This is a genomic window from Agathobaculum sp. TL06 (assembly GCF_054658635.1).
Genome location: NZ_BAAGGY010000028.1, coordinates 1 through 26726 on the forward strand (window position 1 = coordinate 1; position 26726 = coordinate 26726).

21 protein-coding genes are annotated in these 26726 nt (G+C 57.2%); 11 read left to right on the forward strand and 10 right to left on the reverse strand.

The annotated features are described in order from the left end of the window. The 5 genes from ACYQ3S_RS13860 to ACYQ3S_RS13880 all read right to left on the reverse strand — a co-directional run. Nucleotides 1–790 (reverse strand): 4-hydroxyphenylacetate 3-hydroxylase N-terminal domain-containing protein (locus tag ACYQ3S_RS13860; protein ID WP_459689858.1); only part of this gene is annotated, 790 nt, incomplete at its 3' end. 94 nt (nucleotides 791–884) lie between these two features. Beyond that, nucleotides 885–2066 carry a 4-hydroxybutyrate dehydrogenase gene (locus tag ACYQ3S_RS13865; RefSeq protein ID WP_459689859.1) on the reverse strand — a complete coding sequence of 394 codons (1182 nt, stop codon included), beginning with the start codon at nucleotides 2064–2066 and terminating at the stop codon, nucleotides 885–887. Nucleotides 2067–2346: 280 nt separating this feature from the next. Next, entirely contained in the window at nucleotides 2347–3135 is a 789-nt protein-coding gene (locus ACYQ3S_RS13870; RefSeq protein WP_054328303.1) for an amino acid ABC transporter ATP-binding protein, read from the reverse strand. Between the two features lie 13 nt (nucleotides 3136–3148). Beyond that, complete coding sequence (locus tag ACYQ3S_RS13875; protein ID WP_459689861.1) at nucleotides 3149–3880, reverse strand: amino acid ABC transporter permease; 732 nt, start codon at nucleotides 3878–3880, stop codon at nucleotides 3149–3151. 78 nt (nucleotides 3881–3958) lie between these two features. Continuing rightward, nucleotides 3959–4810 (reverse strand): transporter substrate-binding domain-containing protein, encoded by an 852-nt coding sequence (locus ACYQ3S_RS13880; protein ID WP_459689863.1) that lies wholly within the window; start codon nucleotides 4808–4810, stop codon nucleotides 3959–3961. Between the two features lie 241 nt (nucleotides 4811–5051). Here ACYQ3S_RS13880 and ACYQ3S_RS13885 point away from each other — a divergent pair, with 241 nt between their 5' ends. Both ACYQ3S_RS13885 and ACYQ3S_RS13890 read left to right on the forward strand, forming a co-directional pair. Continuing rightward, the gene (locus ACYQ3S_RS13885; RefSeq protein ID WP_459689865.1) at nucleotides 5052–6395 is read left to right on the forward strand and encodes a butyryl-CoA:acetate CoA-transferase; all 1344 of its coding nucleotides are present in this window, start codon (nucleotides 5052–5054) and stop codon (nucleotides 6393–6395) included. 151 nt (nucleotides 6396–6546) lie between these two features. Further along, nucleotides 6547–7101, forward strand: coding sequence for an ECF transporter S component (locus ACYQ3S_RS13890; protein WP_459689866.1), 555 nt, complete (start codon nucleotides 6547–6549; stop codon nucleotides 7099–7101). 103 nt (nucleotides 7102–7204) lie between these two features. On the opposite strand, the gene ACYQ3S_RS13895 is transcribed toward ACYQ3S_RS13890, so the two are convergent. Beyond that, nucleotides 7205–8434 carry a peptidoglycan DD-metalloendopeptidase family protein gene (locus ACYQ3S_RS13895; protein ID WP_459689868.1) on the reverse strand — a complete coding sequence of 410 codons (1230 nt, stop codon included), beginning with the start codon at nucleotides 8432–8434 and terminating at the stop codon, nucleotides 7205–7207. 205 nt (nucleotides 8435–8639) lie between these two features. Further along, on the reverse strand, nucleotides 8640–9542 hold the full coding sequence (locus ACYQ3S_RS13900; protein WP_459689870.1) for a hypothetical protein: 903 nt from the start codon (nucleotides 9540–9542) through the stop codon (nucleotides 8640–8642). A gap of 776 nt (nucleotides 9543–10318) precedes the next feature. Here ACYQ3S_RS13900 and ACYQ3S_RS13905 point away from each other — a divergent pair. From ACYQ3S_RS13905 to ACYQ3S_RS13930, 6 genes are all read left to right on the forward strand, one after another. Continuing rightward, nucleotides 10319–11548 (forward strand): CAP domain-containing protein, encoded by a 1230-nt coding sequence (locus ACYQ3S_RS13905; RefSeq protein WP_459689871.1) that lies wholly within the window; start codon nucleotides 10319–10321, stop codon nucleotides 11546–11548. Between the two features lie 270 nt (nucleotides 11549–11818). Continuing rightward, nucleotides 11819–16798, forward strand: coding sequence for a SpaA isopeptide-forming pilin-related protein (locus ACYQ3S_RS13910; RefSeq protein ID WP_459689872.1), 4980 nt, complete (start codon nucleotides 11819–11821; stop codon nucleotides 16796–16798). Nucleotides 16799–16828: 30 nt separating this feature from the next. Then, a complete protein-coding gene (locus tag ACYQ3S_RS13915; RefSeq protein WP_459689874.1) occupies nucleotides 16829–17971 on the forward strand; it encodes a hypothetical protein in 1143 nt (380 codons plus the stop codon). A gap of 378 nt (nucleotides 17972–18349) precedes the next feature. Then, nucleotides 18350–19141 carry a class D sortase gene (locus tag ACYQ3S_RS13920; protein ID WP_459689876.1) on the forward strand — a complete coding sequence of 264 codons (792 nt, stop codon included), beginning with the start codon at nucleotides 18350–18352 and terminating at the stop codon, nucleotides 19139–19141. Between the two features lie 12 nt (nucleotides 19142–19153). Next, the gene (locus ACYQ3S_RS13925) at nucleotides 19154–19780 is read left to right on the forward strand and encodes a hypothetical protein (protein WP_459689877.1); all 627 of its coding nucleotides are present in this window, start codon (nucleotides 19154–19156) and stop codon (nucleotides 19778–19780) included. A 72-nt stretch (nucleotides 19781–19852) separates the two neighbouring features. Further along, nucleotides 19853–22021, forward strand: coding sequence for an S-layer homology domain-containing protein (locus ACYQ3S_RS13930; protein WP_459689879.1), 2169 nt, complete (start codon nucleotides 19853–19855; stop codon nucleotides 22019–22021). 36 nt (nucleotides 22022–22057) lie between these two features. On the opposite strand, the gene ACYQ3S_RS13935 is transcribed toward ACYQ3S_RS13930, so the two are convergent. Then, the gene (locus ACYQ3S_RS13935; RefSeq protein ID WP_459689881.1) at nucleotides 22058–22273 is read right to left on the reverse strand and encodes a hypothetical protein; all 216 of its coding nucleotides are present in this window, start codon (nucleotides 22271–22273) and stop codon (nucleotides 22058–22060) included. A gap of 83 nt (nucleotides 22274–22356) precedes the next feature. Here ACYQ3S_RS13935 and ACYQ3S_RS13940 point away from each other — a divergent pair, with 83 nt between their 5' ends. Then, the gene (locus tag ACYQ3S_RS13940; RefSeq protein WP_459689883.1) at nucleotides 22357–22740 is read left to right on the forward strand and encodes a hypothetical protein; all 384 of its coding nucleotides are present in this window, start codon (nucleotides 22357–22359) and stop codon (nucleotides 22738–22740) included. Nucleotides 22741–22743: 3 nt separating this feature from the next. Here the strand turns inward: ACYQ3S_RS13940 and ACYQ3S_RS13945 are convergent, their stop codons facing one another. Next, nucleotides 22744–23052: a type II toxin-antitoxin system RelE/ParE family toxin gene (locus ACYQ3S_RS13945; protein WP_459689885.1), complete on the reverse strand. Its 309-nt coding sequence runs from the start codon at nucleotides 23050–23052 to the stop codon at nucleotides 22744–22746. Then, entirely contained in the window at nucleotides 23045–23311 is a 267-nt protein-coding gene (locus ACYQ3S_RS13950) for a type II toxin-antitoxin system Phd/YefM family antitoxin (protein ID WP_459689887.1), read from the reverse strand. Before ACYQ3S_RS13950 ends, ACYQ3S_RS13945 begins: the two co-directional genes overlap by 8 nt. A gap of 158 nt (nucleotides 23312–23469) precedes the next feature. On the opposite strand from ACYQ3S_RS13950, the gene ACYQ3S_RS13955 reads away from it, so the two are divergent. Together ACYQ3S_RS13955 and ACYQ3S_RS13960 are read left to right on the forward strand one after the other, a co-directional pair. After that, nucleotides 23470–24345 (forward strand): BRO-N domain-containing protein, encoded by an 876-nt coding sequence (locus tag ACYQ3S_RS13955; protein WP_459689888.1) that lies wholly within the window; start codon nucleotides 23470–23472, stop codon nucleotides 24343–24345. 84 nt (nucleotides 24346–24429) lie between these two features. Continuing rightward, nucleotides 24430–26700 (forward strand): TrbL/VirB6 family protein, encoded by a 2271-nt coding sequence (locus tag ACYQ3S_RS13960; protein ID WP_459689889.1) that lies wholly within the window; start codon nucleotides 24430–24432, stop codon nucleotides 26698–26700. The last annotated feature ends 26 nt before the right edge of the window (nucleotides 26701–26726 follow it).

Below are 26726 nucleotides of genomic sequence, written 5' to 3' on the forward strand. Positions count from 1 at the left end.
CATGGTCGAAGATCACCAGCACCTCATGCCCGCCGTAGACCTTGTTGCCCACGTCGATGTCGTTGTACTCCTCGGTCTTGCGCGTGTCGCAGGACTGGCGGCCCAGGATGAGCGTAATGCCCTCCGCGTCCGTCGGGCAGGCGAACGAGATCGCATAGTCCTCGTCCCCCTCGCGCATCGAGATCGTCGGCATCACCAGCACATAATGGCTGTTAATATAGCCGGTCTGGTGCGCTTTCGCGCCCGTGACGTAAACGCCGTCCGCCGTGCGCTCCACCACATGCAGGAACAGGTCCGGATCCGCCTGCTTGGAGGGGGACAGGCTGCGGTCGCCCTTGACGTCGGTCATCGCGCCGTCCACCGCCCAGTCGTTCTCCTGCACGTCGGTCCAGAACTTCACGAAGTTATCAAAGTAATGTGTGCCGCACGCCTCGTCGGTCTCATAGGTGGTGGAGTAGACCGCGTTGGACGCGTCCATGCCGACGCAGCGCTGGAAGCAGGCGGCGGTCTTCTGGCCCAGCAGGCGCTGCATCTTGACCTTCTTAATCAGGTCGTCCGTGGACTGATGCAGATGGGTGAAGCGGTTGATCTTCTTGCCCGTGAGGTTGGAGGTCGCGGTCATCAGGTCCTCATACTGCGGGTCCTCCGCCAGCTCATAGGTCGCCGCGAACGAGTTCAGCGACGGGCGGATGATCGCGTTATCCACCGGATTCTCCACCTTTTCCCCGAAGCTGTACAGGTTCAGGTGCAGCTTCCGCAGGGACTCGATATATTGGTCTTTGGTCATCATATCGATCAAGTATCCTTTCTTTATCAGGTTGCTATAAAAACAGGGCGGGGAACGCGGGGGTCCCCGCCCTGTTCAGGCGATACGCTTACTGGGTTTAGAAGCACTCGCGGTATACGCGTTCGCTCAGCTCGATGCTCCACGGACGGTAAGAGTTGGTGATCAGACGCTGCTGGTTCGCCTCGACCGAGAGCGGGAAGCTCTTGATATCCTCTTCCTTGAAGCCGTACTCATGCAGCGGCTTGAGCGGGAGGACCTTTTCGAGGGTCACGTTCAGGGTGCGCAGCGCGTCGTCCTTGGTGCAGCCGAGGCAGCGGGCGACGATCTCCTTGAACTTGCCAAGCTCGCCGGCCGGCTCGTACTCGTCGTACAGCTCAAGGATCTTGCTGAACAGCGCATAGTTGGATTCGCCGTGCGGTACATGGTAGGTGCCGCCGAGCGGGAAGGACATGCCGTGTACGGTCGCGCAGCCGGCCTTGAGGAACGCGATGCCGGCGAACAGGGAAGCGGTGACAAACTCGCCGAGGTAATCGATGCGGGCGTCCGGTCCCTCGAGCGCGATGCGGCGGAAGCCTTCGAGGATCATTTCCATCGCCTTGACCGAGAACATCTCGGAGGTGACGGTCTTGCGGTGCGGGGACAGGAACGACTCGGTCGCATGGATGAGCGCGTCGATCGCGGAAGCGGCGAACGGCTTGTACGGCAGGGTCTTGAGCAGGTCGGGTACCAGGCAGACCTTGTTCGGGATGATGTCGTCGGAAACCAGGCCGAGCTTGGTCTCGCCGCCGGTCAGCTTGCCGTCCTTTTCGTCCTTGACGATGGCAACCGAAATGTTGGTGACTTCGGAACCGGTGCCGCAGGTGGTCGGGATCGCAATGACTTCCTTTTCATGTACAACGGGTTCGCGCTTGAAATACAGCTCATGTACAGATGCCGGGCGCTTGCAGCCGAGCAGCTTGCAAAGGTCCATGATAGCGCCGCCGCCGACAGCGATGACGCGGTCGTAGGAGTCGTACGGGATTGCTTCGTACATGGTTTCGATCATGGCTTCGGAGGGCTCGCCTGCGCCGAACTTCTCCTGGAACACGAACTGGCTCTTCAGACCAAGCTCCGCCATAAAGGGCTTGTAGATGAACTCGTTGGTCAGAACGACGTCGCGTTCGCCGAGCTTGAACTCCTCGGCGAAGTCGCCGAACGTTTCAAACTTGTAGATAGTGGGGGCAATGACGATCTCTCTTTTGTCCTTCATCAAAGAGGCACTGAAAGCATCCATAGCCATAGTTGAACATCTCCATTCATAAAATTTATAAAGGCCGTGCGGGCTTTTATGCGCATCATATCAGGCAATTTGCCCTGCGCTTTTATTGTAGCAAATCCCGTCCACAACTTCAACACAAACGAACAAAAAAATCACCAAAAAATAACCACCAAATCCTGTACAAAAAGACAATAAACAGCCCCGTATTTTGGAATACGGGGCTGTTTTAACGCATCGAAACCCGCCTGTAAAGAAAAAACAGGCAGAATAGCCGAAAAGAGTGGGCGGATTCAAACGGGATTTAGTTGTTTTGCGAAAAACGGCTCAAAAACGCGCGGGTACGCTCATTTTGCGTATTTTCAAACAGCTCGCTGGGCGTGCCTTCCTCCACGATCACGCCCGCGTCCATGAACAGCACATGGTCGGCCACATCGCGGGCGAACGCCATCTCATGCGTAACGATAATCATGGTGGTGTGCTGGTCCGCGAGCGAGCGGATGACGCGCAGGACCTCGCCGGTCAGCTCGGGATCGAGCGCGGAGGTGGGCTCGTCAAAGCAGAGGATGTCCGGCTGGAGCGCGAGCGCCCGCGCAATGGCCACGCGCTGCTGCTGGCCGCCGGAAAGCTGGTGGGGGTAGTGGCTCATGCGCCCCTCCAGGCTCATCTGGGCGAGCAGTTCAATGGCGTGGTTTTCAATCTCCTCATGGATGGCGTGCCGGTTCTGCTTGTAATCCGGCCGCTCCTTGGCGAGCATCAGGCTGGCCAGCATGACGTTTTCCAGCGCAGTGTACTGCGGGAACAGGTTAAACGACTGAAACACCATGCCGAAATGCAGGCGCCGGCGGCGGATCTCCGCGTCGCTCTTGGCGGCGCGGTCGGCGGCGTCGAACAGGGTTTCGCCGTTTACCAGGATACGGCCCGCGTTCGGGGTTTCCAGAAAGTTCAGGCAGCGCAGCAGGGTCGTCTTGCCCGAACCGGACGAGCCGATAATGGCCAGCGCCTTGCCGCGTTCCAGGGAAAAGCTGATGTCCTGCAGCACCTTGGTCGGGCCAAAGCTCTTTTCGATGTTTTGTACTTCAAGAATAGGCATTGCGGCTCGCTCCTTATACACGGAAGTAGTCCATTTTTCTTTCCAGCCAGCCGAACAGCAGCGTCAGCACGCCGCAGAACACGAGGAAGAAAAGGGCGGTGGAGAACAACGGCCAGATCAGGCCGCGGTTGATGAATTCCTTGCTCATCATGATGATCTCCTTGGTGGCGATGATGTTGGCCAGCGCGGTATCCTTGATAAGCGTCATGAATTCGTTGCCCATGGGCGGGATCACGCGTTTGACGACCTGCAGCAGCGTGATCTTGAAAAAAATCTGCCGCTTGGTCATGCCGAGCACCTGGCCGGCCTCATACTGGCCGCGCGGGATGGACTGGATGCCGCCGCGGAAGATCTCGGAAAAATAGCAGGCGTAGTTGATCGCGAACGCGGCGCAGGTCGCGACCACGCGCCCGTCCGTACCCATGGCGTTCCACGGCTGGCCCCAGTTGAGCAGGCCGGGGCCATAGTAGATGAAGATGATCTGCAGCATGAGCGGTGTGCCGCGGATGATCCACACAAAGAATTTGATGAAAAGGGCGATCGGGCGCAGCCCGACCAGCATGGCGCCCCATTTGCCGGACGCAAGGCGGCTGCCGCGCAGGCAGCGGAACGGCTCCCACCTGTTCATGGCGCCGAACGCCACGAGCAGGCCGACGGGCAGCGCGATCAGCAGCGTGGCCACGAAGATCGTGCAGTTGATCCCGAAGCTCTGGAACAGGTTGGTGAAAATAACCGAGGGATTCATAGGATTCCTCCAAACAAAACCAAGCGGGGCAGCGGTAAGCTGTCCCGTTCGGTGTAAAAATTGTGTGGGTAAATTTGTTTATTCTGCCAGGGAAAGGCCGTACTTGTCAGCCAGGGACTGCAGCGTGCCGTCCTCTTTCAGTTCAGCCATGATCTCATTGACCCTGTCGCACAGGTCGCTGCCCTTGCGGAAGCCGATGCCGTACTGCTCCTGATGGAACACGCCGCAGATGGTCAGGTCTGCAAAGTCGGTACCCTCGCCGATCATGTTTTCTGCCATGGTCCGGTCAAAGATCGCGGCGTCCGCCGTACCCGACTTGACCTCGAGCAGCGCGTCGGTCTGCTTGCTGACCGTGACCAGCTCGGACTGGCTGAGGTTTTCATCCTCCTCCGCCACGCTCTGCGCGGCCGAGCCAGCCTCTACCGCCACCGTCTTGCCGACCAGGTTGGCGTAATCTGCGTAAGTATCCTTGTTTTCCGTCTTGGTGACGACGACCTGTGTGTTTTCCACATAGGGGTCGGAAACCGACGTGTTCTGCTTGAGGTCGTCCGTGATGGTCATGCCGTTCCAGATGCAGTCGATCTCGCCGCTCTCCAGGCTGACCTGCTTGGTATCCCAAACGATCTCGATGAATTCCGGCTCCACGCCGAGCTTTTCGCAGACCGCCTGCGCGAACTCGGTGTCAAAGCCGGTGAATTCGCCGGTCTGCTCGTCGGTATAGTTCATCGGCTCATAGACCGTGTAGCCGATTTTCAGCTTGCCGGCGTCTTCGATCTGCGCCAGGTCGCTGTCCGCAGCGGCGGTGTCGGACGGATTGGCCGCGTCGTCGCCGCCCGCGGTATCGGCGGAGCTGTCGCTGCCGCAGCCTGCCAGCAGAGAGGCGCTCATCGCGCCGGCGAGCAGCAGCGCCAGAAGCTTTTTGGTTTTCATGGGAATGCCCTCCTAATTCATTGCATAATTACGGTACTGTGAAAGTCATTTATCATTGTACCACTTTATTTGAGAAAATCAAGAAAAACTTTCTGGTCACTTTCTGGGCGAATGGTTGTAAGTGTTGTAAATGGCAACTCCTTGCTTGACCTGTACGGGGGAATATAGTATTATATACAATAGATGTATAATAGACAGTAAGATTGTTAAAGAATAAACAAAGACGGAGGTTTGGGCAATCATGGATTACGAAGCTCTTTATCAGCAGAAGCTGACCACGGCGGACGAGGCTGTCAAGGTGGTCAAATCGGGCGACTGGGTGGACTACGGCTGGTGTACCGGCACGGCCTGCGCGCTGGACAAGGCGCTCGCCGGACGGATGGGCGAGCTGGAGGATATCAACCTGCGCGGCGGCATCCTGATGTGGCAGCCCGCGGTATTCCAGATTCCGGACGTGGAAAAGAAGATCACCTGGAACTCCTGGCACATGGGCGGCATCGAGCGCAAGGCCTGCACCGCGGGCTTCGGCTTTTACAATGCGCTGCGCTATTCCGAGCTGCCGCGCTACTACCGCGAGAATGTCAAGCACGTCAACGTGGCGATGTTCCAGGTTGCGCCGATGGACAGCCATGGCTACTTCAGCTTCGGCCCGAACGCGTCCCACCTGAAGGCGGTGTGCGACGTGTCCGACGTTGTCATCGTCGAGGTCAACAAGAACATGCCGCGCTGCCTGGGCGGCTTTGAGGAAGCGGTTCACATCTCCGAGGTGGATATGGTCGTCGAGGGTGAAAACCCGCCGATCGCGGAGCTGGGCGCCGGCGGCGCGCCGACCGACGTTGACCGCGCGGTGGCCAAGCTGATCGTGGAGGAGATCCCGAACGGCGCCTGCCTGCAGCTGGGCATCGGCGGCATGCCGAATACGGTTGGCTCCATGATCGCGGAATCCGACCTGAAGGATCTCGGCGTACATACCGAGATGTACGTGGACGCGTTTGTTGACATCGCCATGGCGGGCAAGATCAACGGCCTGAACAAGGGGATCGATCGGGGCAAGCAGGTGTATGCGTTCGGCGCTGGCACCAAAAAGCTCTATGATTATATCGACAATAATCCGGAATGCTACGCGGCCCCCGTATCCTATACCAACGACGCGCGCACCATCGCCCAGATCGACAACTTCATTTCGATCAACAACGCGGTGGATATCGACCTGTTCGGCCAGGTGAACGCGGAAACGGCCGGCACCAAGCAGATCTCCGGCGCGGGCGGCCAGCTCGACTTCGTGCTTGGCGCGTATCTGTCCAAGGGCGGCAAGAGCTTTATCTGCTGCTCGTCCACGTTCAAGCAGAAGGATGGCTCGATCGCTTCCCGCATCCGCCCGACGCTGGCGGACGGTTCGGTCGTGACCGACGCGCGCCCGAACGTGCACTGGTTCGTGACCGAGTACGGCAAGGTGTGCCTCAAGGGCCTGTCCTCCTGGCAGCGCGCGGAGGCGCTGATCTCGGTCGCGCATCCCGATTTCCGCGAGCAGCTCATTCAGGACGCGGAAAAAATGCACATCTGGAAGCGCTCCAACAAGCGCTGATACGGAAAGCACCAGGCGGCCCATCTGCGGATGGGCCGCTTTTTTGTATGCGGTCTGGCATTGTGAAAAATGTTTGATCTGGCGCTTTGTAAAAGGTCACATTGGGGGTACAATAGTGCCAACAAAGGAAAAACAAAGAGGGTGCCACAATATGCAAAGCAAAAAAACCAGAACGATCATCCTTGCCGCTCTGCTCGCGGCGCTGACGACGGTCGCAACCATGATTATCCGTATCCCGACGCCGACGCTCGGCTATATCCACCTGGGCGACGGGCTGGTGCTGCTCTGCGGCATCCTGCTGGGGCCGGGGCTGGGCGCGGTCGCGGCGGGCATCGGCTCGATGTTGGCCGACCTGTTCGGCGGTTATATGGCCTGGGTGCCGGGTACGTTCGCCATCAAGGCGCTGACCGCGCTGGCGGGCGGCTGGCTCTACCACCACATGGCCGGACGGGAGCGGATGAATATGCCGGTACGCGTGGCGCTGTGCGGTATTCCCGCGGAAATCGTGATGGTCGCGGGCTATTATGTGTATGAGGTCGGCATGGAGCTGGTCGCGGGAAGCGCGGCGGGCGCCGCGGCCGCGGCTGTGTTGGCCGGCGTGCCGTTCAACATCGTGCAGGGGCTGGCCGGCGTGATCGTATGCGCGGTGCTGCTGCCGGTGCTGGGGCATGCGAACGCGGAGATGAGCGAACGCATCCGGACCTGAAGCACTGACCCGTTTTTCCAGCTCGGTGAGGCGATGGAGATACAGGATTCCCCAATGAATCATAAAAAGCGCTGTGGATCACTGTCCACAGCGCTTTTTCCGTTTACGAGAGCGTCAGGTACTGCTGCGGGTCAACCTTTTCGTCGTTGACCTGTATCTCAAAATGCAGGTGCGGACCGGTCGAGTTGCCCGTGTTGCCGGAAAGCGCGATCCGGTCGCCCTTGGCGACCACGTCCCCGACCGATACCAGCAGCTCGGAATTATGCCCGTACAGGGTCTTGAAGCCGTTCTGGTGATCGAGGATGATATAGCTGCCGTACCCGTTGCCCGAATCCTCCGCAACGATGACCTTGCCGTTGTCCGCCGCGTAGACCGGCGTGCCTTCTTCCACCGCAAGGTCCACGCCGCCGTGCAGCCTGCCCCAGCGCCATTTGAACGCGGAGGTGAAAGTGTAACTCGTCAGCGGCACTGCAAATTCGCCCGTGCCGATGCCGACATTCCTGGTGCCTACCTCGACGATCTCATTCCTCGCGTCGCTCAGCACCGTGCGCGCAAGGATGGTGCGGCCATGCTCCTGCCCGTCCACGGTTTCGATCTCGGCGGTGACGACCGCCTCGCCCGCGCAGCCCTCCTGCACGGTAGCGCGGTAGGTCTGGTCGAGCTGGTCGTTCTCGCGGGTGATCGTTTCATAGGGGATTTCCTCGGTATAGGTGACCGAGCGCGTCGCGGTTACATCCAGACGGGGGGAGAGCGCGCTGTACAGCGCGCCGAAATCCGAAACCAGCGAGGTCTGGGCGACGACGTTGTCCACACGCACCTCCTGCAGGAAGTCCGCGTCCTCGTCGGTCGCAGTCGTGTACTGCGCCTTGACGCGGTCAAGCAGCGCCTGCGCCTCGTCCGCCGAGCGGCAGACGCCCGCCTGCTCGCCGTCGACCGAGATCACGGCCAGCGTGTCCAGCTCCCCGCTGGCGTCGATCAGCTCGGCCTTGAGCGCATCGCCGGTCAGGAACTGGTCCTCCGGCGCATAGGACGGCTTGGTTTCAATGCAGACGGGGAGCGTGTATTCCCCGCCCGCGAGCGCGCCCGCGCTCTGTTCGATCTCCGCGACCGCGGCGGAGAGCGTGTCCGCCTCCTCGACCAGGCCGAGCGGCCTGCCGTTCGCCAGCACCAGGGTGCCGCTGTGCAGCAGCAGCGCGCTGGGTACAAAGAACACGGGGAGGAACACAGCCGCTGCGCAGACCGCGCGCCGCTTTGCCGCCGCGCGGCATGCGCGGGCAAGCGCCGCCCAGCAGGGCAGATCCCAGAACCAGCAGATCAGGCGGTCAAGCAGCAATATGGCCCGCACAAGGGCAAATAACAGGCCGGAAAAAAGTCCGGCAAAAAAGGATAACAGGTTTCGCATGACGGTAGTATGGAGAAAAGCGGTCCTCCATATTCCCTCCTTTCCAAATGTCCAAGGTTACAGTTTGGTAACAATGGATACCTTACCCGCTTTGGAGGGCGAAGTCATACGAAACCTGTCGATTGGTTCCAGAAAATTAAATTTTCGTTGCAGTGCCGCAGAAATTCGTGGGGAAAAATCGCGGATCGAGGGGCTTTTGCTGATAATAGCGTTCGAGGACCGCGCGCTGGAGCGACACGGCGAGCGGCACGGCCGCGTCAAACAGGTCGCAGAAGGACTCGGTCCGTTCGCCGCTGCCCGAGGACCAGGGACGGTGCGACTGGTTGGCGCAGTCCGCGGCGAGCGGTTCGGCGGGACGGATCAGAGAGGAGGCGAGACCGGCCTTGCCCGCGAGCCGCTCCAGATGCACTAGGCGGCCGCGGATATGGCTGCCGCTGTGCGTCAGGTGCAGTACACGGCGCATGTCGTGCAGCGAGCGGTATACCGCGGCGGGGGAGACGCGCGCGCCGCACGCGCTTTTCGCCGCGCCGGCCAGTACGCGCGCCAGCACAGTGCATTCCGCGGCGCTGGGATCGAGCAGGCGGAACGCCTCAAACTCCGCGGGGGCGGCGGCGATGTAATTGGCGATCAGGATGCCGTCGATATCGCTTTCAACCAGCTTGCGCCGCGCCTCGGCGGAATAGTTGGGCAGGTAGAGCGAGAGGCGGTCGGCCTGCGCCTCCAGGAAAGCGTGGGTTACGCGGTCGAGCGCGTAGTGCGTGCAGAAGCCGAACACATACGCGAGCGCGGCGGCGTCATGCTGCTGCACGGCGGCGGCGCACAGCGCTTCAAACAAAGCGCAGGGCGGTTCGGTGTGCATGCGGCGCGCCAGACGGCCCAGCGCGCCGGAGAATGGCGCGTGGTAATAGTAAAGCGGGTCCGGCCCCTGTGCGCCCCAGCGGTAGCCCGCGGGGTAGGTGACGGCGATGTGCGCGGCCGAGTCGCCTGTGACGCGCTGGACGGTCGCGGCAAAAATATGATGGGTGGCATAAGACGGCATAATGGTTCCCTTTCCGCAGCAGCCTGCAATGTTGATACCAGAAACGGTGACAATAGTATACCGCAAAAGATTGCAAAATGCCAGCGAAAGCGGTATACTATTTGCAAGACAAAAAACGGGGACAGGGCTTCCCTTACCATAATTGGAGGAATGGCAATCATGAAACTCGGTATCGAAAGATGTTGCGAATTTATGTAACTTTATAAAGCTTGATATAGATCATTAAGATTGATTTCGCGATAAAATACAAACTTTTTGACTCATATATTTCTGTATAATTTAATATAACTCCATAAGAAAATGGTGTAGAAATGGTGTAACAGAAAAGAACGGAATGAAAAGATCCAATGCAGTGACCCACCCCATAAAGTGGTTTTCGAGTGAAATAGTGAAAATGAAAAGATGCCCTGCATAAAGCTGAAAACAGAAAAATTATTTGTTCAAGATACTCCAAGTCGGATTCGATTTGGAGTATTTTCTTTTGGAATGATAAACGTAGTATTTTAACAAATTGAATAGGAGGAGTCCAATAATGTATCCGTTTATTCATAGGCAGCGCCCGCCGCCCTGTGATGATGTACATGCAGCAATTTTTCTGTATTTTCTGCTCTCACTTTTGGCACTACACAGCGCACTTATTTTGCGAAAAAAGCGTTGTTTTATCCCATCGCACCCGTTTCAGACCAGCAACATTTCGGTTCAAAATAATCGGTTGACAGCACCATTCCCCCGTTGTAAAGTAAAGATACAAAGACGGAAAGTGCAGGTGAGCTTTTATGAAGACCAGTCTTGTATCTTTGATTTGTGCAGCAACGCTTTTAACTGGCGCCATACCTCCCGCGGGCGCGGCGGACACGGTCACGGCCACACCCACCCGCGACATGGGCCAGACGGTCTACGTTGACGGCACCCGCGTCTATCCTACGGGCTACAATATAGCGGACAACAACTATTTCAAATTGCGCGATATTGGTACGCTTGTGGGCTTTGGCGTGGAGTGGAACAACGAGACGCAGACCGTAGAGATCAGCACGGAGCGTACCACCCCCAGCACGTCAGGTATTAAAGACGAGGCTGTAAGCGGCGCGTCTGCCAAGGTGACGGATCAGAAAATCACCGTAGACGGCGTACAGGTCAACATGACGGCCTACCAGATTGGCGGCAGCAACTATGTGAAGCTGCGGGATATCGGCAAGCAGATCAATTTTGGCGTATCCTATGACGCGGATACGGAGAGCGTCTGTATCGACACGGATGCACCGTACACGGAAAGCACAACGCCTGCCAGCGGCAGCGCCATTACGAAGTGGAACAAAACCATGTCAGAATTCAATCAGGCCATGATTGACTGTAACTGGGATAAGAGCAAATACCTCACTACCGCCAAACAGTATGCGCCGATCATTACCGGCAAAGCGAACGGCACTGTAGAGGATGTTATTGCTGCACTGGATGCCATGAAAGGCGCGCCGGTGGACGCGGTTTCGTTCGAAGATGATCGCACGGTAAACCATTTCTGGGCAGATGAGCTGCGCAAGGCGCTGGGGCAGGAAGTCACAAGCGACGGCAGCAATAACGATCCCCCGACTGCGACCGAAGAAATGCTCCGAGCATGGGAACTGGATATGGTAGGTGCCATCAACGAAGAACGTCGCAAAGCTGGTATACCCGAACTGAAAATTGACCAAGACCTGATGTGGAGTGCTGGCTTCTGGGCAAAACATCTTACTTTTGAGTTTAGACATGCTGCCTATGGTGAAATTAAAGAATTAGCCGATGCGCAGGGAATAACAGTACGAGATGATATTGAAGATGTAATTAACGGTGAAAATATTGCTGGTGCAGTTGCCCCCAAAGATGATCCCGTTACTAAGGATATGAAGAAATTCATGGCTTCAGAGGGTCATAGAAATACGATTTTGGACAGTGAGTGGACACGGGTAGGCATTGGATTTGCGCTCGCAGAAAATGGCCAAGTTTTTTGCTGTCAGCATTTTGGAAGATAAGTTAACATTAGGTCATATAAGAGCGATTAGATTAACCTAATCGCTCTTTTCTTTTGACGAGGCTATGAAAAAAGTAAACCACCATCAGCGAGCGCCGCCTTCTGCCTTGAAGGCGGCTTTTTTATTTCAGACAAAAGGAGAGAAAAAATGATAAAGGATATTATAAGAAGGACAGCAGCAGGCATGCTGTCTGCTATTACCATGCTATCCGGCATTCCATTGTCCGGTGCATTGAACTTGGGGCCTATTACCCGAGCAGAGCAGGATAATGTGGCATCGGCAGTTGTCATCAATGTCGGAGAAACCTATCAAATCGCGGACAGGGGCGTGCATAAAGCGTGGTTTCAGCAAAATGGCGCGCCGCGCAACGTCTGGCCGATGTTTACGGAAGCGTCAGACGGTACGGAGATCCGCGCATACTGCGCAGACCATTCCAAAACCAATCCAGGGACAGCCGGTATGCCGTATACTGTTACCAGCCGCATATCGGATATGCATGTGTACGGCGTGGCCGTGCGTAGTGATTCGCGCATGTCGCTGAATGAGTTCATTTCCACGGTGGGCAGCCCACTTACGAATGAAAACTTTACAGCAGATATGTATTTCAGTGCGTCGCAGGCAGCAATCTGGGCGGCTTTGGGTGAAGTGCAGATCGCGGCTAACAGCAGCTACGGCGTAAATTACGTCAGTTCCACGTCGTTGGGCTACCGTGCCAGCGGCAAAACGCTCAGTGCCAGTTCCACCTCGGAAGCCCTCACCCTGTATGCCGCTATTGAAATGCTGAAATACGGCAACGAGTTCTACGGCGTATGGGGACCAAATGGCAAAGAGCATGAGCCGTGGATAGGCGCAACCATCAACTACACGCCCGGCAACACAGAGTATACGCCTGCCGCACAAAAGACCGGTTCAGTGGATTTACCGCAGGGTATTGTAAATTCCGGTGTTTTTGCAGAAAAACAGATAGACGGGCAGACATACATGGTGCTGCCTATGGCGGCGGCGTCCGCTACATTCGTGCGCGGCAACCAGATCTTTGTCCGCGCAGACAACGTATCGTCCGGCGCATTCCTCATGGACAGCCAGGGCAACAAGAGTTATAATGAACGCGGGGCGCAGCGCCTTACGCTGAAGAATGTGCAGAAAAACAATGACCTGTACAAGAATGGAAACGATACAGCCTACGGCGAAACTTTCCTGTTCTGTATCCCCAAGGCCAAAGCTGAAGAAATGGATGCAGGCAGTGAATCATTACAGACTTCTTTCACTGTGAGCATGAATGCAGACCGTTATAACGTATATGCCGCCAGCACAACCAGTTCGGGGGTACAGCCGGTTATCATGGTGGAACCCGCTGTGCAAAAGTTGAGCAATGAGTTGCAATTTAACTCTAATCCATTGCCTACACAGGAAAAAGTTAATCTCAAAATTTTGAAGACTGATAAAGATAGTGCGCCATTGCAGGGTTGTACTTTCCAAATCACTTATAAAGATGGCCTGCAAAGAAATATTGAAAAGACAACGGATGGAAACGGAGAGGCATTATTTGATCGACTTCCGCTTAATACCGATGTCACCATCAAAGAAACCGCAGCGCCGGAGGGTTACACGCTGTTACCAGACAAAGTCGTGAATACCGGCTCTGTGGGTGGCAAAACGGTCGAGGTAAAATTGGCCAACTCGGATGACCACGTTTTCAAGGTGCATAAGACCTCCAGCGCGGACGGCCGCAACCTGATGGGCGCAACGTTCGAGGTCAAGGGCATAGACAACGATTTTGTCAACACCTACACCACGGACGCGCTGGGCGAGTTCACCATCCAGGGCAGGGACCTGCCCATCGGATCATTCGAGGTCTACGAGATCGCCGCGCCGGAGGGATTCGCCACAGATGGCGCAGACATCCAGACTTTCTCGTGGGACAACACCCGCGACATAACGCTTTCGTTCAAGAATGCGCCGATGCCCGGCATCGAGATTTACAAATACGACAAGGACAGCAAGGAGCCGCTGCAAGGCGCTACCTTTGAGATCCGCCGGGACGGGCAGGTGCTACAGACAGTTAAAACGGACGTGAACGGCTACGCAAGGGTATATAACCTCCCCAAAGGGTTCTATCAGGTCGTCGAGACGGAGCCGGTGCAGGATTACTTAAAAGATGAGCTCGTGCATGAGGTCTACATAGACCCCTCCGCAGACCCCACGCAGATCGTCCGCGAGGTCAACGTACCGAACACCAAGAAACTGTCTATCCGTATCATCAAGCAGGACAAGGATACCAAAGTCCCCCTGCAGGGCTGGAAGTTCGATGTGTACTACAACGACGCCAAGCTCACTTCCGTAACCACCGATCAGGACGGCGAAGCCATGCTGGAAAACCTCCAGCCCGGCACCTACCGTGTTGTCGAGGTGGACGGCGATACGGAGCATTACAATCTGGACGCGCCGGAGCAGACCGTGGAGCTGGTCAAGGATCAGGCCGAGATCCCCACGCTGATTTTCCAGAACACCATTAAGAAACATTTTGGTATCTACAAAATCGACGAGGAAACGCGCGAGCCGATCCAAGGCGTCACCTTTGAAATCTGGAAGGACGGCAAGCTGCTGGGCAACTATACAACCGATGAACACGGACGTATCTGGCTGCCCTACGCAGAGCCGGGGACGTATCAGGCAAAAGAGACGGTAACAGACCCGCGTTATGTCCTCAATGAAAAGACGTTCACCATTGAGAACAACAGCCAGTACCCCACGTTCTTCACCATCCCGAACACCCGCAAAAAGGACATTACCGTCAAGAAAATAGACCTCGACACCGGCAGGCCGATGCAGGGCGTTGTGTTTGAGGGCTTCAAGGATGGCAAGAGCATCGGCATGTTCACGACCGGACCGGACGGCACGTTCACCATCGACTATGCAGACCCCGGCACCTACAAATTTGTGGAACGGCATACGTTGGCGGGGTATGAGTTGAGCACGATCGTGCTGGAGGGCGAACACACGACAGACCGCGACCTTGTGCTGACGCTGGACAACGTTGAGCAGAAATCGTTCATTGTGAAGAAGATTGACAGCGAAACGAAAGAGCCGCTGGCAGGCGTACAGTTCAAAATCTGGTGCGATAGTGTCCTGTTAGGCGACTATACGACCGATGAAAATGGGCGTATCGAGATTAAAAACGCACCCGCAGGCACCTATAGGGTTCAGGAAGCCAAAACATTGACAGAATACCTCCTGAACGGTGAGGTGCTTGAGATCGAGCATACGACGGACAAGGACACCGAGCTTACCGTGGAGAACACGAAAAAGCCCGGCCTGTTGATTAAAAAAATCGACAGCGAAACGAAAAAGCCGCTGCAGGGCGCTGTGTTCAAAATCACGCGCGGGGACGGTTCGGTTGTGCGCGAGAGCGCTGTGACCGACGCCTATGGCCTGATCCACCTGCCTGAACTGGAGACCTGCACACTCGTGATCGCAGAGTCCGTTGCGCCGGATGGCTATGCGATCGATGAAACACCCAAGACCATCGAAGTCCGTGCCGGCCAGACCTACGAGGTGACATTCACCAATACCAGACGCTCCAGCCTTACTATCCGCAAAATAGATGAGGATACCAGACAGCCGCTGAAAAACGCGGTTTTTTCTATCTCCAAAGCGAACGGCGAGCTTGTCAAAGACCGTGCCGAGACCGACGAAAACGGTGTTATCACCCTGACGGGACTCACGGACTGCACACTGGTCGTGACTGAAGCCGAAGCGCCGGATGGATACATTTTGCAGGACATGCCCAAGACCATCGAAGTCAAGGCGGGCGGCAATTATGAGCTGACTTTTACAAATAAGCGCGCCTATGGTTTGCAGATCCGCAAGGTGGTAAAAGGCACAAATCAGCCGCTGGACGGCTGCACGTTTACGGTGGAAAAGGCGAATGGCGAGCTGGTCGGCACTTACACCACGGATTCCTCCGGCCTTATCACGATTTCCGGTCTGGAGGATAACGTCTATGTCGTGACCGAGCGATCCTGTCCGGAGGGGTACCGCCTTGACCCGACCCCGCAGAACGTGACCGTCAAGGCTGGCGAGCTGACGACGGCCACTTTCGAGAACGAAAAGCTCGCCGGCGTGCGCATTAAAAAGGTCGATGCCGTGACCGGCAAGGGAATTTACGGGGTGCGCTTTCTCATTAAGGACGAGCACAACAACCTGATTGGCGAGTACAGTACCGATCAGGACGGCTATATCGAGCTGGACGACATCCTTACGGACGGCCGGAGCGAGATCAAGCTCAAGGTGGAGGAGATCGCCGCGGCGGAGGGCTATGTGCTGGACGATACCGTGCGCACGCTCCGCGTCCGCCGCGGGGAGACGACCGAGCTTGTCATCGAGAACACCCCGATCCTCGGCCAGATCCAGGTGGTCAAGAAATCCGCGCAGGACAACCCCGTAACCAACCAGCCCAAGGGCAGTCTGCTTGAGGGCGCGGTGTTTGAAATCACCAATGCCGATACCGGCCGTGTGGTGGATACCATGACCTCGGATTCCAGAGGGATTGCCGCATCCAACCCGATCCCGCTGGGACGCTACTTTGTGCAGGAGCTGCAGGCGCCGCGGTTTTTCCAGCGGAACGACCAGAAGGTAGAGGTTAAGCTCAAGGTAGAGGGCGACGTGGTGCAGATCGAGATGTACAACGACCCAGCGAACATCCACACCAGCATTGAAAAGACCGGCAACTACACGGTGGACGCAGGTTCGAATATGCGGTATGACTTCACGGATATCGCCAACAACTCGAATGTGCCGCTGGACAACTTCTTCTGGCATGACCGTATCCCGACCGACGCTGTCCGTGCAGGCACGCTCACGACCGGCACGTATAATGCCCGCGTCTGGTACAAGATCACTTATAAGACCAACAAGAATGATTACCGGACGCTGGCGGATGACCTGCTTTCGACCAACCGGTACTCCTTCAAGATCGACAGCGGATCGCTCAAACTGGCGTCCGGAGAGTATGTAACCGATATCCGCTTTGAGTTCGGCACCGTACCGGCCGGTTTCAAGATGACCGAAAAAGCGGCGCTGCTGGTCTATGTGCCGGATTACATGGCGAATGGGTATAACATCATCAACCGCGCGGATTGCGGCGGCTCGTATCAGGGCGAGTGGGACAACGCTGCCAGCGCATGGGTGACCAAGATCTACCGTGCGCCAATGTATACCAGGCCCACGCTGCCGCAGACTGGGTTCTAAAAGCACAGGGAAAGGACGGTTTGAGAAATATTGAACAGAAAAACGATGCGGTGGATGATCGCCCCCGTGCTCGCCGCGCTGTTTATCGGCGCGGCGGGCGCAGCACAGCAAAGCGAACAGGTGCTTCTGGAGGGTGACAAGGCGAGCTTTGAACCGGTCCGCACCGAGATGGTGGAGATCAACGGCGTGCAGACGCTCACCAAAACCTTTGAACTGCCGCCAGAGGCAGATCCCGCCCTGCTGCGCGAGGAACCATTCTCGCAGGACGGGTACTGGTACCGCTATCAGCGGATGGACAAGGCAGACCAGGAGACGACAGACACGCAGCCGGCCGAGGAAACGGTCACGGTGGACGCGCCCTCCGGAGAGCTGGCGGATGTGATCGGCCAGTTTCCGGCGACGCGGGCGTACAGCAAGGATGGCTACACCGGCGAACTGCTGCTGGATGTGCAGAGCATCAAGGTGGAGGCGATTGGGTACAGCACCGTGACGGACAGCCATCCGCATACCGTCACCAAAACGTATGAGTTGGCCTACAATGACCGCAGCCTTGTGCCGGAGACTGTGCAGGCGGACGGGCTGACCCTGCCGCTGACAGGCCTGAGCTGGTCTGAAACGAAAAACGTGAAGGACTCAGACGTCCCCGCGGTCTGGACGGCAACAGCCACCTACAGCAAAACCACCTATACGACCCGCGAAGCGGCGGACGGATACCGCGCCACAGCAGTCTACAGGGGCGAGGTGGGGAAAACCAGCATCGGGAGCGTGGTCTACACCGTGACTTATACGGGCAGCAAGATACCGGTCCTGCCGGGGCTTGATCCGGATATTACGGTATCCCAGCTTGCGGTCATGACAGGCCTTGCGGTTTTGCTCATTCTGGTGCTGATCTGGCGGTATATCCGCTGGCACACCGCCTGTGTCTACGTCTATAATGAAGAACGCCGCATCCATGACGTTGTGAGCCGCCAATATGTGCGGGTACGGACGCCGAAGCTGTGGCTTTCCGCGTTACAGGGGCATGAGGAAACCGAGTACACGGTTATCCTGCGGAAACGGCTCGCCAAACGGCTGGTGGGTCGGGATATCGCCATCGAGACCGGCGGCGAGGGGCAGCACCATGTCGTAGAGTCCTTTGTAGGGAGCGATTACGCGTTTCAGGTGAGGATATGATAAAAGCCGCTTTCCGTGCGGCTTTCATTGACGAAAAATAATAAGCTATGGTATAATCAGTCGAACGGTTTTACCGTTCAAGGGCGTTGCCATACGGAAACGGCGGTTAGCCACACCACCCGAAAGGGGGTGAGGCCATGCGTATTACGTTACATATCGGGCCTTTCACGGTCACGATCATCGTAAAAAGCAGAAACCGCCACTCTGCCAAGTGACGGTTTCAAGGTTTCTTGAAGCATTAACACTGGGCTAACCGCTAATGGCAACGCCCTTTCTGTAATCTATTATAGCACATCCCCCGTCTTTGTCAAGAGAGCCGCTTCATGCGGTTTATCCCTCAAAGATGGGGATTTTTTATGCAGAAAGAGAGTGAACTTCATGAAAAGCATCGTTAAACGCGCCCTCAGCGGCACGATAGCCTGCAGCCTGCTGGTACTCAGCCTGCCGTTCGCCTCGGCGCTGGAGTACCATTACAGTGCAGACCTCTATGACAACTACTTTTACACGCCCACGTCCAGCAACCATGCGCTCGAGCTGGACAGCAAGGATGATCATGGCGGCACTGCGATCGTCGTCCCGTCGGACAGCATGGACACGGACGCCGAACAGACCGCGCCGCGCGCCGGCTCGCCCGTTATCCCTGTTGGGTCATACATAGACCCGTGGGGCAGTGCGGTGGAAAAGCAGATCGCTGCGAATGAAAAGCTGAACGGTCTGGAAGGTTTGTCGTTTAACCGGCTGGAGGGTATGGGTGGCGGCTACACTGCCCAAAGCCAGCTCGTCACCACGAACGGGCATTTCGGTGCGGTGTCCATCGGCAGCCGCGGCATTTTCGCCTATGTCTACCCTGGCGCTACCTATGAGAGCATGAAAACGGGCGCCGGCCATGTGGACGGGACAAGCGTCTGGAACGGCAACGTCGCGCTGTGCGGCCACAACCGCGGTTCGTGGCCGTATTTTGGCAACCTGAAATATGTGCAGGTTGGGGATGTCATTACCTACAAGACCTCGCTCGGCACACGCACCTACCGCGTCGCCTTTTCCGGACGCATCCTGGCCACGGACACCGATGTGCTGGACCCCACGGCAGGCAACCAGATCACCATGCTCACCTGTATCGCGAATGAGCCGGCATACCGGTTCTGCGTGATTGGACAGGAAATTCGATAAAGGAGTGATACAATGAACTTCCGCAATATAATCGCTGTCTGTGCGGCGGGGCTGCTGCTCCTGCCCGCGGGCTGCGCAGATGATAAACCAAAGATGGAGGTACCCGATACGGACACGGCGGTATTTACACAGATGGAACAGACAGGTTTGGAGGAATGGAGTGATGCAGAGAATGGAACGGTACAGGCTGTGCCGCTGGTACGGCGTGATGTGGAACTCGCGTCAGGAGGTACGGCCGCCCTGTATGCACTTGATACGGGCGAGGAGCCGTCTGCCGGAACGGATGAACTCACATCGGTCAGCGCGGAGCTGGTGTTGAACAGCGCTGCTATCCAGCTGGGCGAATACGGCACGGTGCGCGAACTGGCCGAGAGTGAGTTGTACCACTGGGCGGACGCAAGTGAATTCGACCGTATCCAGTACACCCAGCCGCTGCAGATCAGCGAAAAACGATTCGCTGTGCATTTGCTGCTGGACAATGCTGCGGTAGGGATGGAGCAGCTGGTGGTTTACACTGATCTGGGCGGCGTCGCCCGGGTGGACCGCCTGTGGCGCGCCATACCGGATGTGCAGGCGGAGGAAAGCTCGCCCGCATTTGACAGGACCGCCGCTTATCTCATTTCAGACCAGACCTTATAATATTATTGGCATGAGCCGGTATGACGTTCTGTGCATACCGGCCCTTTTTGCAGGGAAAGGAGAGCGAAAAACATGACCACAAAGAAACTGCGCATCCCGATTTTACTGCTGGCGTTGTGGCTGATAGCGGCGACCATTATCCCGCAGTCCTATGCCGCGGGCGGTATGCACCGCGTCGAAGTAAAAAGCAGTACAGGTTATACATCCAGCGCTGTCGGCGTCAACGTGTGGGAGACTGGCACAGCGCGGGACGTCACCTTTGCCCCGCTGGACGGGTACCGGCTTGCAGTAGTCACCGCCTATTATGACGGGCAGACCGTAAACACCACGGTTCAGGACAAGCCCGCACAGCTTATAGTGGGCGGCATGGTGCTGCCGCTCTGCCATAGCGGACGGGAGATAACCGTTACGGTGCCGGGCAACTGCACAGGAGATCTTGTTTTATCCGCATCCGTCGAAGCGGTCTCCTGCCGCATGGATGTAAGCGCGGACAGCGGCATCGAGGTCAACGGCGGCGGGACGTATGGAGCAGGTAAGATGGTTACGATTGTCGCCGAGCCGTCCGGCGAAGCAGAGGTCACCCGCGTGCAGGTGACAAATACAGATACCGGCGCGGCGAATACCGCAGACCTTGCGGAGCAAGAGGTCACCGTAGGCGGTAAGACCTATCCGTTCACGGTCACAGGCGGCAAAGTCACGATGACGTTGACGGCAGAAGAAAATCTGAGCGTCCACTTTTACAGCAACGGCAAGCCGGGGGAGCAGCCGCTGGTCGTCCGCGTAGGCGGCGATAAGGGTGTGGACGTGGACAGCAGCCGTGTCGAAGTGAAGCGTGGGAACGATGCAAACATCATTGCAGATGCCGAACGCGGCTATGAGATCACCGAAGTCCGGCTGGACGATGGTGTGCAGTCCGCGCTGGGATATGTCTCCGAGGGCCGTATCTGGCTGGGCGGCAAGGTGTACCGCATAGACAGGGACGGCGGCCGCGTGACGCTGCGCCTTACCGATGTGCAGGCCGATATGGAAGTGCGCTTTGTCTCCGAACTGGACGAAGAACATATACCGGTCACGGTATCAGAGGGGACGGGCGTGGATATCGTCAAGGACTGCGGCGGCACGGTTCCCAAAGGCACGGATGTGCGCTTTACCATTTCGGCCAAAACAAACTACCGCCTCAACCGCATCACGCTTTCCGTAGACGGCACCAGCCGAACGGTGGACGCGGACGAGGACGAGATCACTGTGGATGGAATAGACTACCAGCTACAGCAAAGCGGTGCGGACGTTATTTTATATGTAAACGACGTTTATGCACCGGTCAAGGTATCCGCTGCTGCGGCCAAGCTGATAGCCTATGACAACGCCGTAGCGGTCGGGACAGCGCAGCACTGCACCATTTCTGCATCCCGCACGGGTGTGAACGACGGCGGTTCGGCGACGTATACCGTCTCGCCGGACAAAGGCTATGCGCTGGATACTGTCACGCTGCGCGTGGGCAGCCGGCAGGAGACCGCCCATGTGGAGGCTGGTACGATCAAAGTCGGGAACAGGTCTTATCCTATGAGCCTTTCTGTAAAAGGCGTTTTGAAAGTCACCGTAAGCAATATCAGGGACGACGTGCAGCTCAGCGCCTGTGCGGTACGCGAACGCAGCGGCACACTGTATCTGCGCAGCGGTATCACCGCGCCGTATTTTGAAGGTATGGGAAATCACCGGTTCTGTCCGGAGAATACCCTAACCCGTGCGGAAGCGGCCGTGATGCTCGCGCGGCTGACCAATTACTCCAGCCTGACGGACTATCCGGCCTGCGGCGCGGCGGATGTACCGGCAAACGGCTGGTACGCCCATGAAGTGGATGCGTTCTATGACGCGGGTGTCGAGACTGCGCCGTATTTCCGGCCGGACGCGCCCATTTCCCGTGCGGAGCTGGCCGTGTGGCTGTACCGCCTGAGCGGGTCCCCGCGGGTGACGGCCGGCACGATGGCGTTCCCAGACGTCCCCAGCTATGGGGAGACGCATGATGCGGTGGCATACGGTCTGCTGCACGGCTGGATCAACGGTTATAAGGACGGTACGTTCAGGCCGGATGCGTCCATCACCCGTGCGGAAGCGGCCAAGCTCATCAACCGTGTGACCAGCCGGCCGCTGCGCGTGCAAACCATCCAGACCAGGTTTGCGGACGTACCCGCCTCGCACTGGGCGTTTTGGGATATCATCAGCGCGGCAAACCAGGTCTGATGGAAAAGGAAGCAGTAAGGGAGACCGTGGTCTCCCTTACTGCTTCAGACAAGCATCTATCACATGCTGCGCCCGCTCCATGATCTCGCGCCGCCATTCCGCCTGTGCGGGATTTTCGTTGGCATAAGCGCTGTTGTATGCGTGCTGCGCGGCCTGCTTCAGGTCGCGGCTGCGCTCCCCTGCCTCCAGCCGGCGTTCAGCGGCTTCCAGCTCGGTAAGCGCGCTTGCCAGGTTACCATCGGTCCATGCCATTTTCATCACACCTTTTACCTTGTATTGCTTTGCCTATTATAGCAGGGCGGTACAGACCAGTCAACCAAAGGAGGTACTTCCCATTGAACCAAAATGAACTGCAAAAGGCGCGTCCCGCCTCCGGATGGATGGAACGCGCTTTCTTATTTTACCGTATCGCGCTGGTGCTGCTGGTCATCGCCGCGGTCCTGATCCCACAGGCCTTTGCCGTGGAGGATATGTGGACGGCGGCGGACCGCATCATCAAGGATGTGTATTCCAAGATCGCCGCGATTTCTACCGTGCTCGCTGGCCTGATGAGCGCGGTAGCGGTCATCGGCGCCAAGATGAGCGGCACACAGCAAAAGGCTGACAGCGCCTGGGACTGGCTCAAGCGCGTCTGGCTCGCCTGGGTCATCATCAACGGCATCGGCGCGTTTATCGCTTATGTCCGCCCGCTGTTTGACGGGCTGGCGACGCTGGAATGACCGTTATCGCAGCAGCTTTGGATAATCCGTTCGGCCGTCTACGATGCGGTATACATAGACCGTTTGGCTGATCACTTTGTAGATGCAGACATAATTGCCGCAGATCAGCTTGCGGTACTGATGCTGCGCTAAAAAGGCATCCGGATGCAATGCGCCCATGTATGGCTGCCCTGCAAGCAGCGCAATGGTATCGAGCAGCTTATCCGTGATCGCTTCCGCGGAGCTTGGCCCGACCAGCATCAAATGCAGATCCGAGATACGGTCGATATCCTCCCATGCCGGGGTAAGGATCACCAGCTGTGTGTCAGGCATTGCGATACTTCTCCTTCAGCATTTTGCGGACTTCATCAACGGAATAGGTGGGTTCGCCGCTGAGTCTGGAGAATTCCGCTTCAAGGATCGCCGCACGATGCTTCAGGACCTGTTCACGGTTTTCAAACGCGTCTACGCTCATCAGGACGATATCGCCTTCCCCGTTTTTAGTGATATAGATCGGCTCCTGACTTTCGTGCGCGAGAGTAGAGATCGTATTATAGTCATTTCGAAGGACGGTAGAGGACTTGATCTTCATTGCAGCCACCTCCATAAATTATGATATTATTATATAATAATTCTACTATATTCGCAAGGGCAAAAGTAATATGCAAAATACAGTCCGATCCCTGTTGGACGCTTGAAAAACGGCTTGATCCTTGGTAAAATGATGTTGTTTTGAGGAGGATATCTCTAATGGAACATGATAAGATGCAGCTTTTCGATAACAAGGAGATCCGAACGGTATGGGACGAGGAAAAAGAGGAATGGTACTTTTCTGTCGTTGATGTCGTTGCGATTTTGACGGACAGCGTAAATCCTACTGATTATTTAAAAAAGATGCGTAAGCGAGATGCGCAGCTGGGTACGTACCTGGGGACAAATTGTCCCCAGATAGCCATGCGAACCGCGACAGGAAAGCTCCGCAAAACGCTTGCTGCAAACACCGAACAATTGCTGCGCATCATCCAATCGATCCCCTCTCCCAAAGCAGAGCCGTTCAAACTGTGGCTTGCAGAAGTCGGACGGGAGCGGATCGAAGAAACCATAGATCCGGAACTCATCATAGACCGTGCGCTTGAGACCTACCTGAAAAAGGGGTATTCCAGAGAATGGATCAACCAACGGCTGCAGGCGATCCAGGTCCGCAAAGAGCTTACAGACGAATGGCAGGATCGCGGTGTGCAAAAGGGTGTTGAGTATGCAATACTTACAGACGAGATCACCCGTGCATGGTCTGGTATGACGACGCGGCAGTATAAAAAGCTGAAGGGTCTGAAAAAGGAAAATCTGCGGGATAATATGACGACAACGGAAATTATCCTGAATATGCTTGCAGAAACCTCAACAAAGGATATTTCCAAAGAGGCCAAGCCGGAAACTTTTGCAGAAAATGTAGAGGTTGCCCGCCGCGGCGGTAACGTAGCCGGAATAGCTAAACAAGCCCTTGAGGCGGAAACCGGAAAGCCTGTTATCTCTTCACAAAATGCAGCACAGCTTAATGCCGTGGTCACAGGGATGATAGAAGAAGCTGCAGGGACAGGAAAGAAAAAACATGAGGATAACAACTGAATAAGATAAAGACGCTTCTGTTACTGAAGCGTCTTTTCTATTAGCGGCGTCGTATCATATTTTCCCTGATGCGGCGCCGTTTTTTTGCGTTCATCAGAAGGGAGGCCGCATGACATTCTTGAAAAATTAGTAAAAGCCCTGTTCGAGTGGTTAGCGTCGCTCTGGTATGAGATGGTGGAATATCTGCTGGACCAGCTCATGGAGCTGTTCACCGTAGACCTGTCCTACTTCGCGGAGCGCGTGTCGGTCATAGACGATATCGCGAATATCTTCGTCGCGGTGGGCTGGGCGCTGCTCATCGGCAATCTGGCGTATCAGGCGATGCGCTCCATGGCCTCGGGCGTCGGCATCGAGGCGGAGGAGCCGGGGCGGCTGTTCCTGCGCAGCGCGATGTTCTCCTTCCTGCTGTTCGTCAGCCGGCAGATCTGTGATATCGGCTTCGGCCTGTCCACCACGGTCATGGAGATGCTGCAGGTACCGGACGCCATCACCTATGACCCCTTTGGGGAGGAGACCTTTGATACGCTCCCTAATGCGGGCTGGCTCATCGTCATCGTGGCGAACATCGTCATCCAGTGGCAGCTCGTCCGGCTGTTCTTCGAGGTCGCGGAGCGGTACGTCATCCTCTGCGTCCTCACATACTGCGCGCCGCTGGCCTTTGCGATGGGCGGGTCGAAAAGCACGGGCGATATCTTCCGCGGCTGGCTGCGGATGTTCGCCAGCATGTGCGTACTCATGGTGTTCAACCTGGTGTTTGTCAAGCTGGTGCTGTCCGCGCTGTCCACAGACCCGAACGGCGCGGCCATCATCCCGTGGGCGATGCTCGTGGTTGGCATCGTTCGCATGGCAAAGAAGATGGACAGCATTATCCTGCGCATCGGCCTGAATCCCGTGCTCACCGGGGACCCGCTGGGTGCGCGCTTCCCCGGCGCGCTCACCGCTATGACCCTGCGCAGCATCGCGTCCGTCGTGACGCGCACGGCGGCGAAACACACACCGTCCGCCGGACACGGCAATACCTCCAGCCCGCCGCCGCGGGAAGACCCGCTCTGGGGCGGCATGGGGAAGAACGATACAGGGGGACCGGTTTCCAGCGGCAGGCTGTCAGACAGTCGGAAGGAAAGCATCCGCAGCCGGACGGCGGCAGAGGGGACGGCTGTGGCTCGCGGTGCGGGCTCGGGTATGCGGGCCGCGCAGGAGCTGGAGGCTTTCCGCCGCCGGTACGGTGCGAACAATACGGAGATGATGCAGCAGGTGCGCAGGACGGTCTCTATCGATGCGGATGACTTTGATGATGAAAGCTATATCAGCAGCCATGTGGCGGAAAACAAAAGTACATCACAGACTGTCTCCGAAGCAGGCAGCAGGGTGATGCCGCCCGCCCCGCCCGTGCGTCCCCTGCCGGCGGGGTTTGGCCGCATGGACCCGCCGCAGGCAGACGGCAGATTGCCGCCGGTCATACCGCAGCGCACAGCGGATGAGCAGGCCAGCCATATGGTCTCTCCGGTCACGCCGCGGCCGCCGGAACAGGCGCTGCAGGATGGCAGAAACCACGCGCTGGAGCCCAGCGGTCATACGATCTCTGCGCAAAGTCATGGAACAACGCAACCAGACCGCGCCCAGCAGGCGGGTAAGATCAGCCCAGTCATGCCGCCGTCGCCACGGCATATACATCAGGAGCGGATGGGCGTGGAAGACCATACATCCATATCCAATACAGAGCAGCGGGCGGTACAGCCGGTCACCTCGTCTGTACCGGCTGGAGGGACGGCGCAGGCAAAACAGGATACGGTACCGATCGCCAGAGCATCCGCTGCAACGGCTGCCGCTGGCAGTATGGCGTCCGGCCGTGCAGATAAGGCCCGTATCTCCCCAGCGCGGAAAGCCCCGCCGCGAGCAGTACAGCCGGCGGCTGGTCGTGTTGTCTCTGCGGCAAAACACCAGACGCCTTCGACGGTAGAACAGGGGGTTCCGTCCCCTGCCCGGGTGACGCCGTCCGCACCGCACAAGACATCTGTACAGGCGGCAGCACAGGTCACGCCCGCACAAGCGGCAGCTGTGACACCTGCCGCGCCGCCGCAGGCACATGTGCAGCCAGCCGCAAAGCTGCAGCCGGACGTTACCCCCGCAGACCGCCGCCCGGCAGTTACCCCAGCGAGACGGGAAAGAAAACCAGATCGTCCGGATACGGCATCCCACCCGGATGTCACCCCGGGCGTTCGCACGCCGGATATGGTGGCGCCGCCGCCTGCCATCCAGCCGCGTACCTTACGGCGCAGCGCACAGCCGCTCACACGGGATAGGACGCCCACAGAAAGAGGAGGGAAACGTCATAAACGAAGAAAGAAAAAGTAACGGCGGCCGTATCGCCGCCGCCGCAG

Coding starts and splice junctions, on each gene's coding strand:
- ACYQ3S_RS13900 (WP_459689870.1), bottom strand. CDS start 9,542: ATGCCGTCTTATGCCACCCATCATATTTTTGCCGCGACCGTCCAGCGC.
- ACYQ3S_RS13950 (WP_459689887.1), bottom strand. CDS start 23,311: ATGAAGATCAAGTCCTCTACCGTCCTTCGAAATGACTATAATACGATC.
- ACYQ3S_RS13865 (WP_459689859.1), bottom strand. CDS start 2,066: ATGGCTATGGATGCTTTCAGTGCCTCTTTGATGAAGGACAAAAGAGAG.
- ACYQ3S_RS13875 (WP_459689861.1), bottom strand. CDS start 3,880: ATGAATCCCTCGGTTATTTTCACCAACCTGTTCCAGAGCTTCGGGATC.
- ACYQ3S_RS13885 (WP_459689865.1), top strand. CDS start 5,052: ATGGATTACGAAGCTCTTTATCAGCAGAAGCTGACCACGGCGGACGAG.
- ACYQ3S_RS13870 (WP_054328303.1), bottom strand. CDS start 3,135: ATGCCTATTCTTGAAGTACAAAACATCGAAAAGAGCTTTGGCCCGACC.
- ACYQ3S_RS13890 (WP_459689866.1), top strand. CDS start 6,547: ATGCAAAGCAAAAAAACCAGAACGATCATCCTTGCCGCTCTGCTCGCG.
- ACYQ3S_RS13920 (WP_459689876.1), top strand. CDS start 18,350: ATGAAAAGCATCGTTAAACGCGCCCTCAGCGGCACGATAGCCTGCAGC.
- ACYQ3S_RS13905 (WP_459689871.1), top strand. CDS start 10,319: ATGAAGACCAGTCTTGTATCTTTGATTTGTGCAGCAACGCTTTTAACT.
- ACYQ3S_RS13925 (WP_459689877.1), top strand. CDS start 19,154: ATGAACTTCCGCAATATAATCGCTGTCTGTGCGGCGGGGCTGCTGCTC.
- ACYQ3S_RS13880 (WP_459689863.1), bottom strand. CDS start 4,810: ATGAAAACCAAAAAGCTTCTGGCGCTGCTGCTCGCCGGCGCGATGAGC.
- ACYQ3S_RS13955 (WP_459689888.1), top strand. CDS start 23,470: ATGGAACATGATAAGATGCAGCTTTTCGATAACAAGGAGATCCGAACG.
- ACYQ3S_RS13935 (WP_459689881.1), bottom strand. CDS start 22,273: ATGGCATGGACCGATGGTAACCTGGCAAGCGCGCTTACCGAGCTGGAA.
- ACYQ3S_RS13945 (WP_459689885.1), bottom strand. CDS start 23,052: ATGCCTGACACACAGCTGGTGATCCTTACCCCGGCATGGGAGGATATC.
- ACYQ3S_RS13930 (WP_459689879.1), top strand. CDS start 19,853: ATGACCACAAAGAAACTGCGCATCCCGATTTTACTGCTGGCGTTGTGG.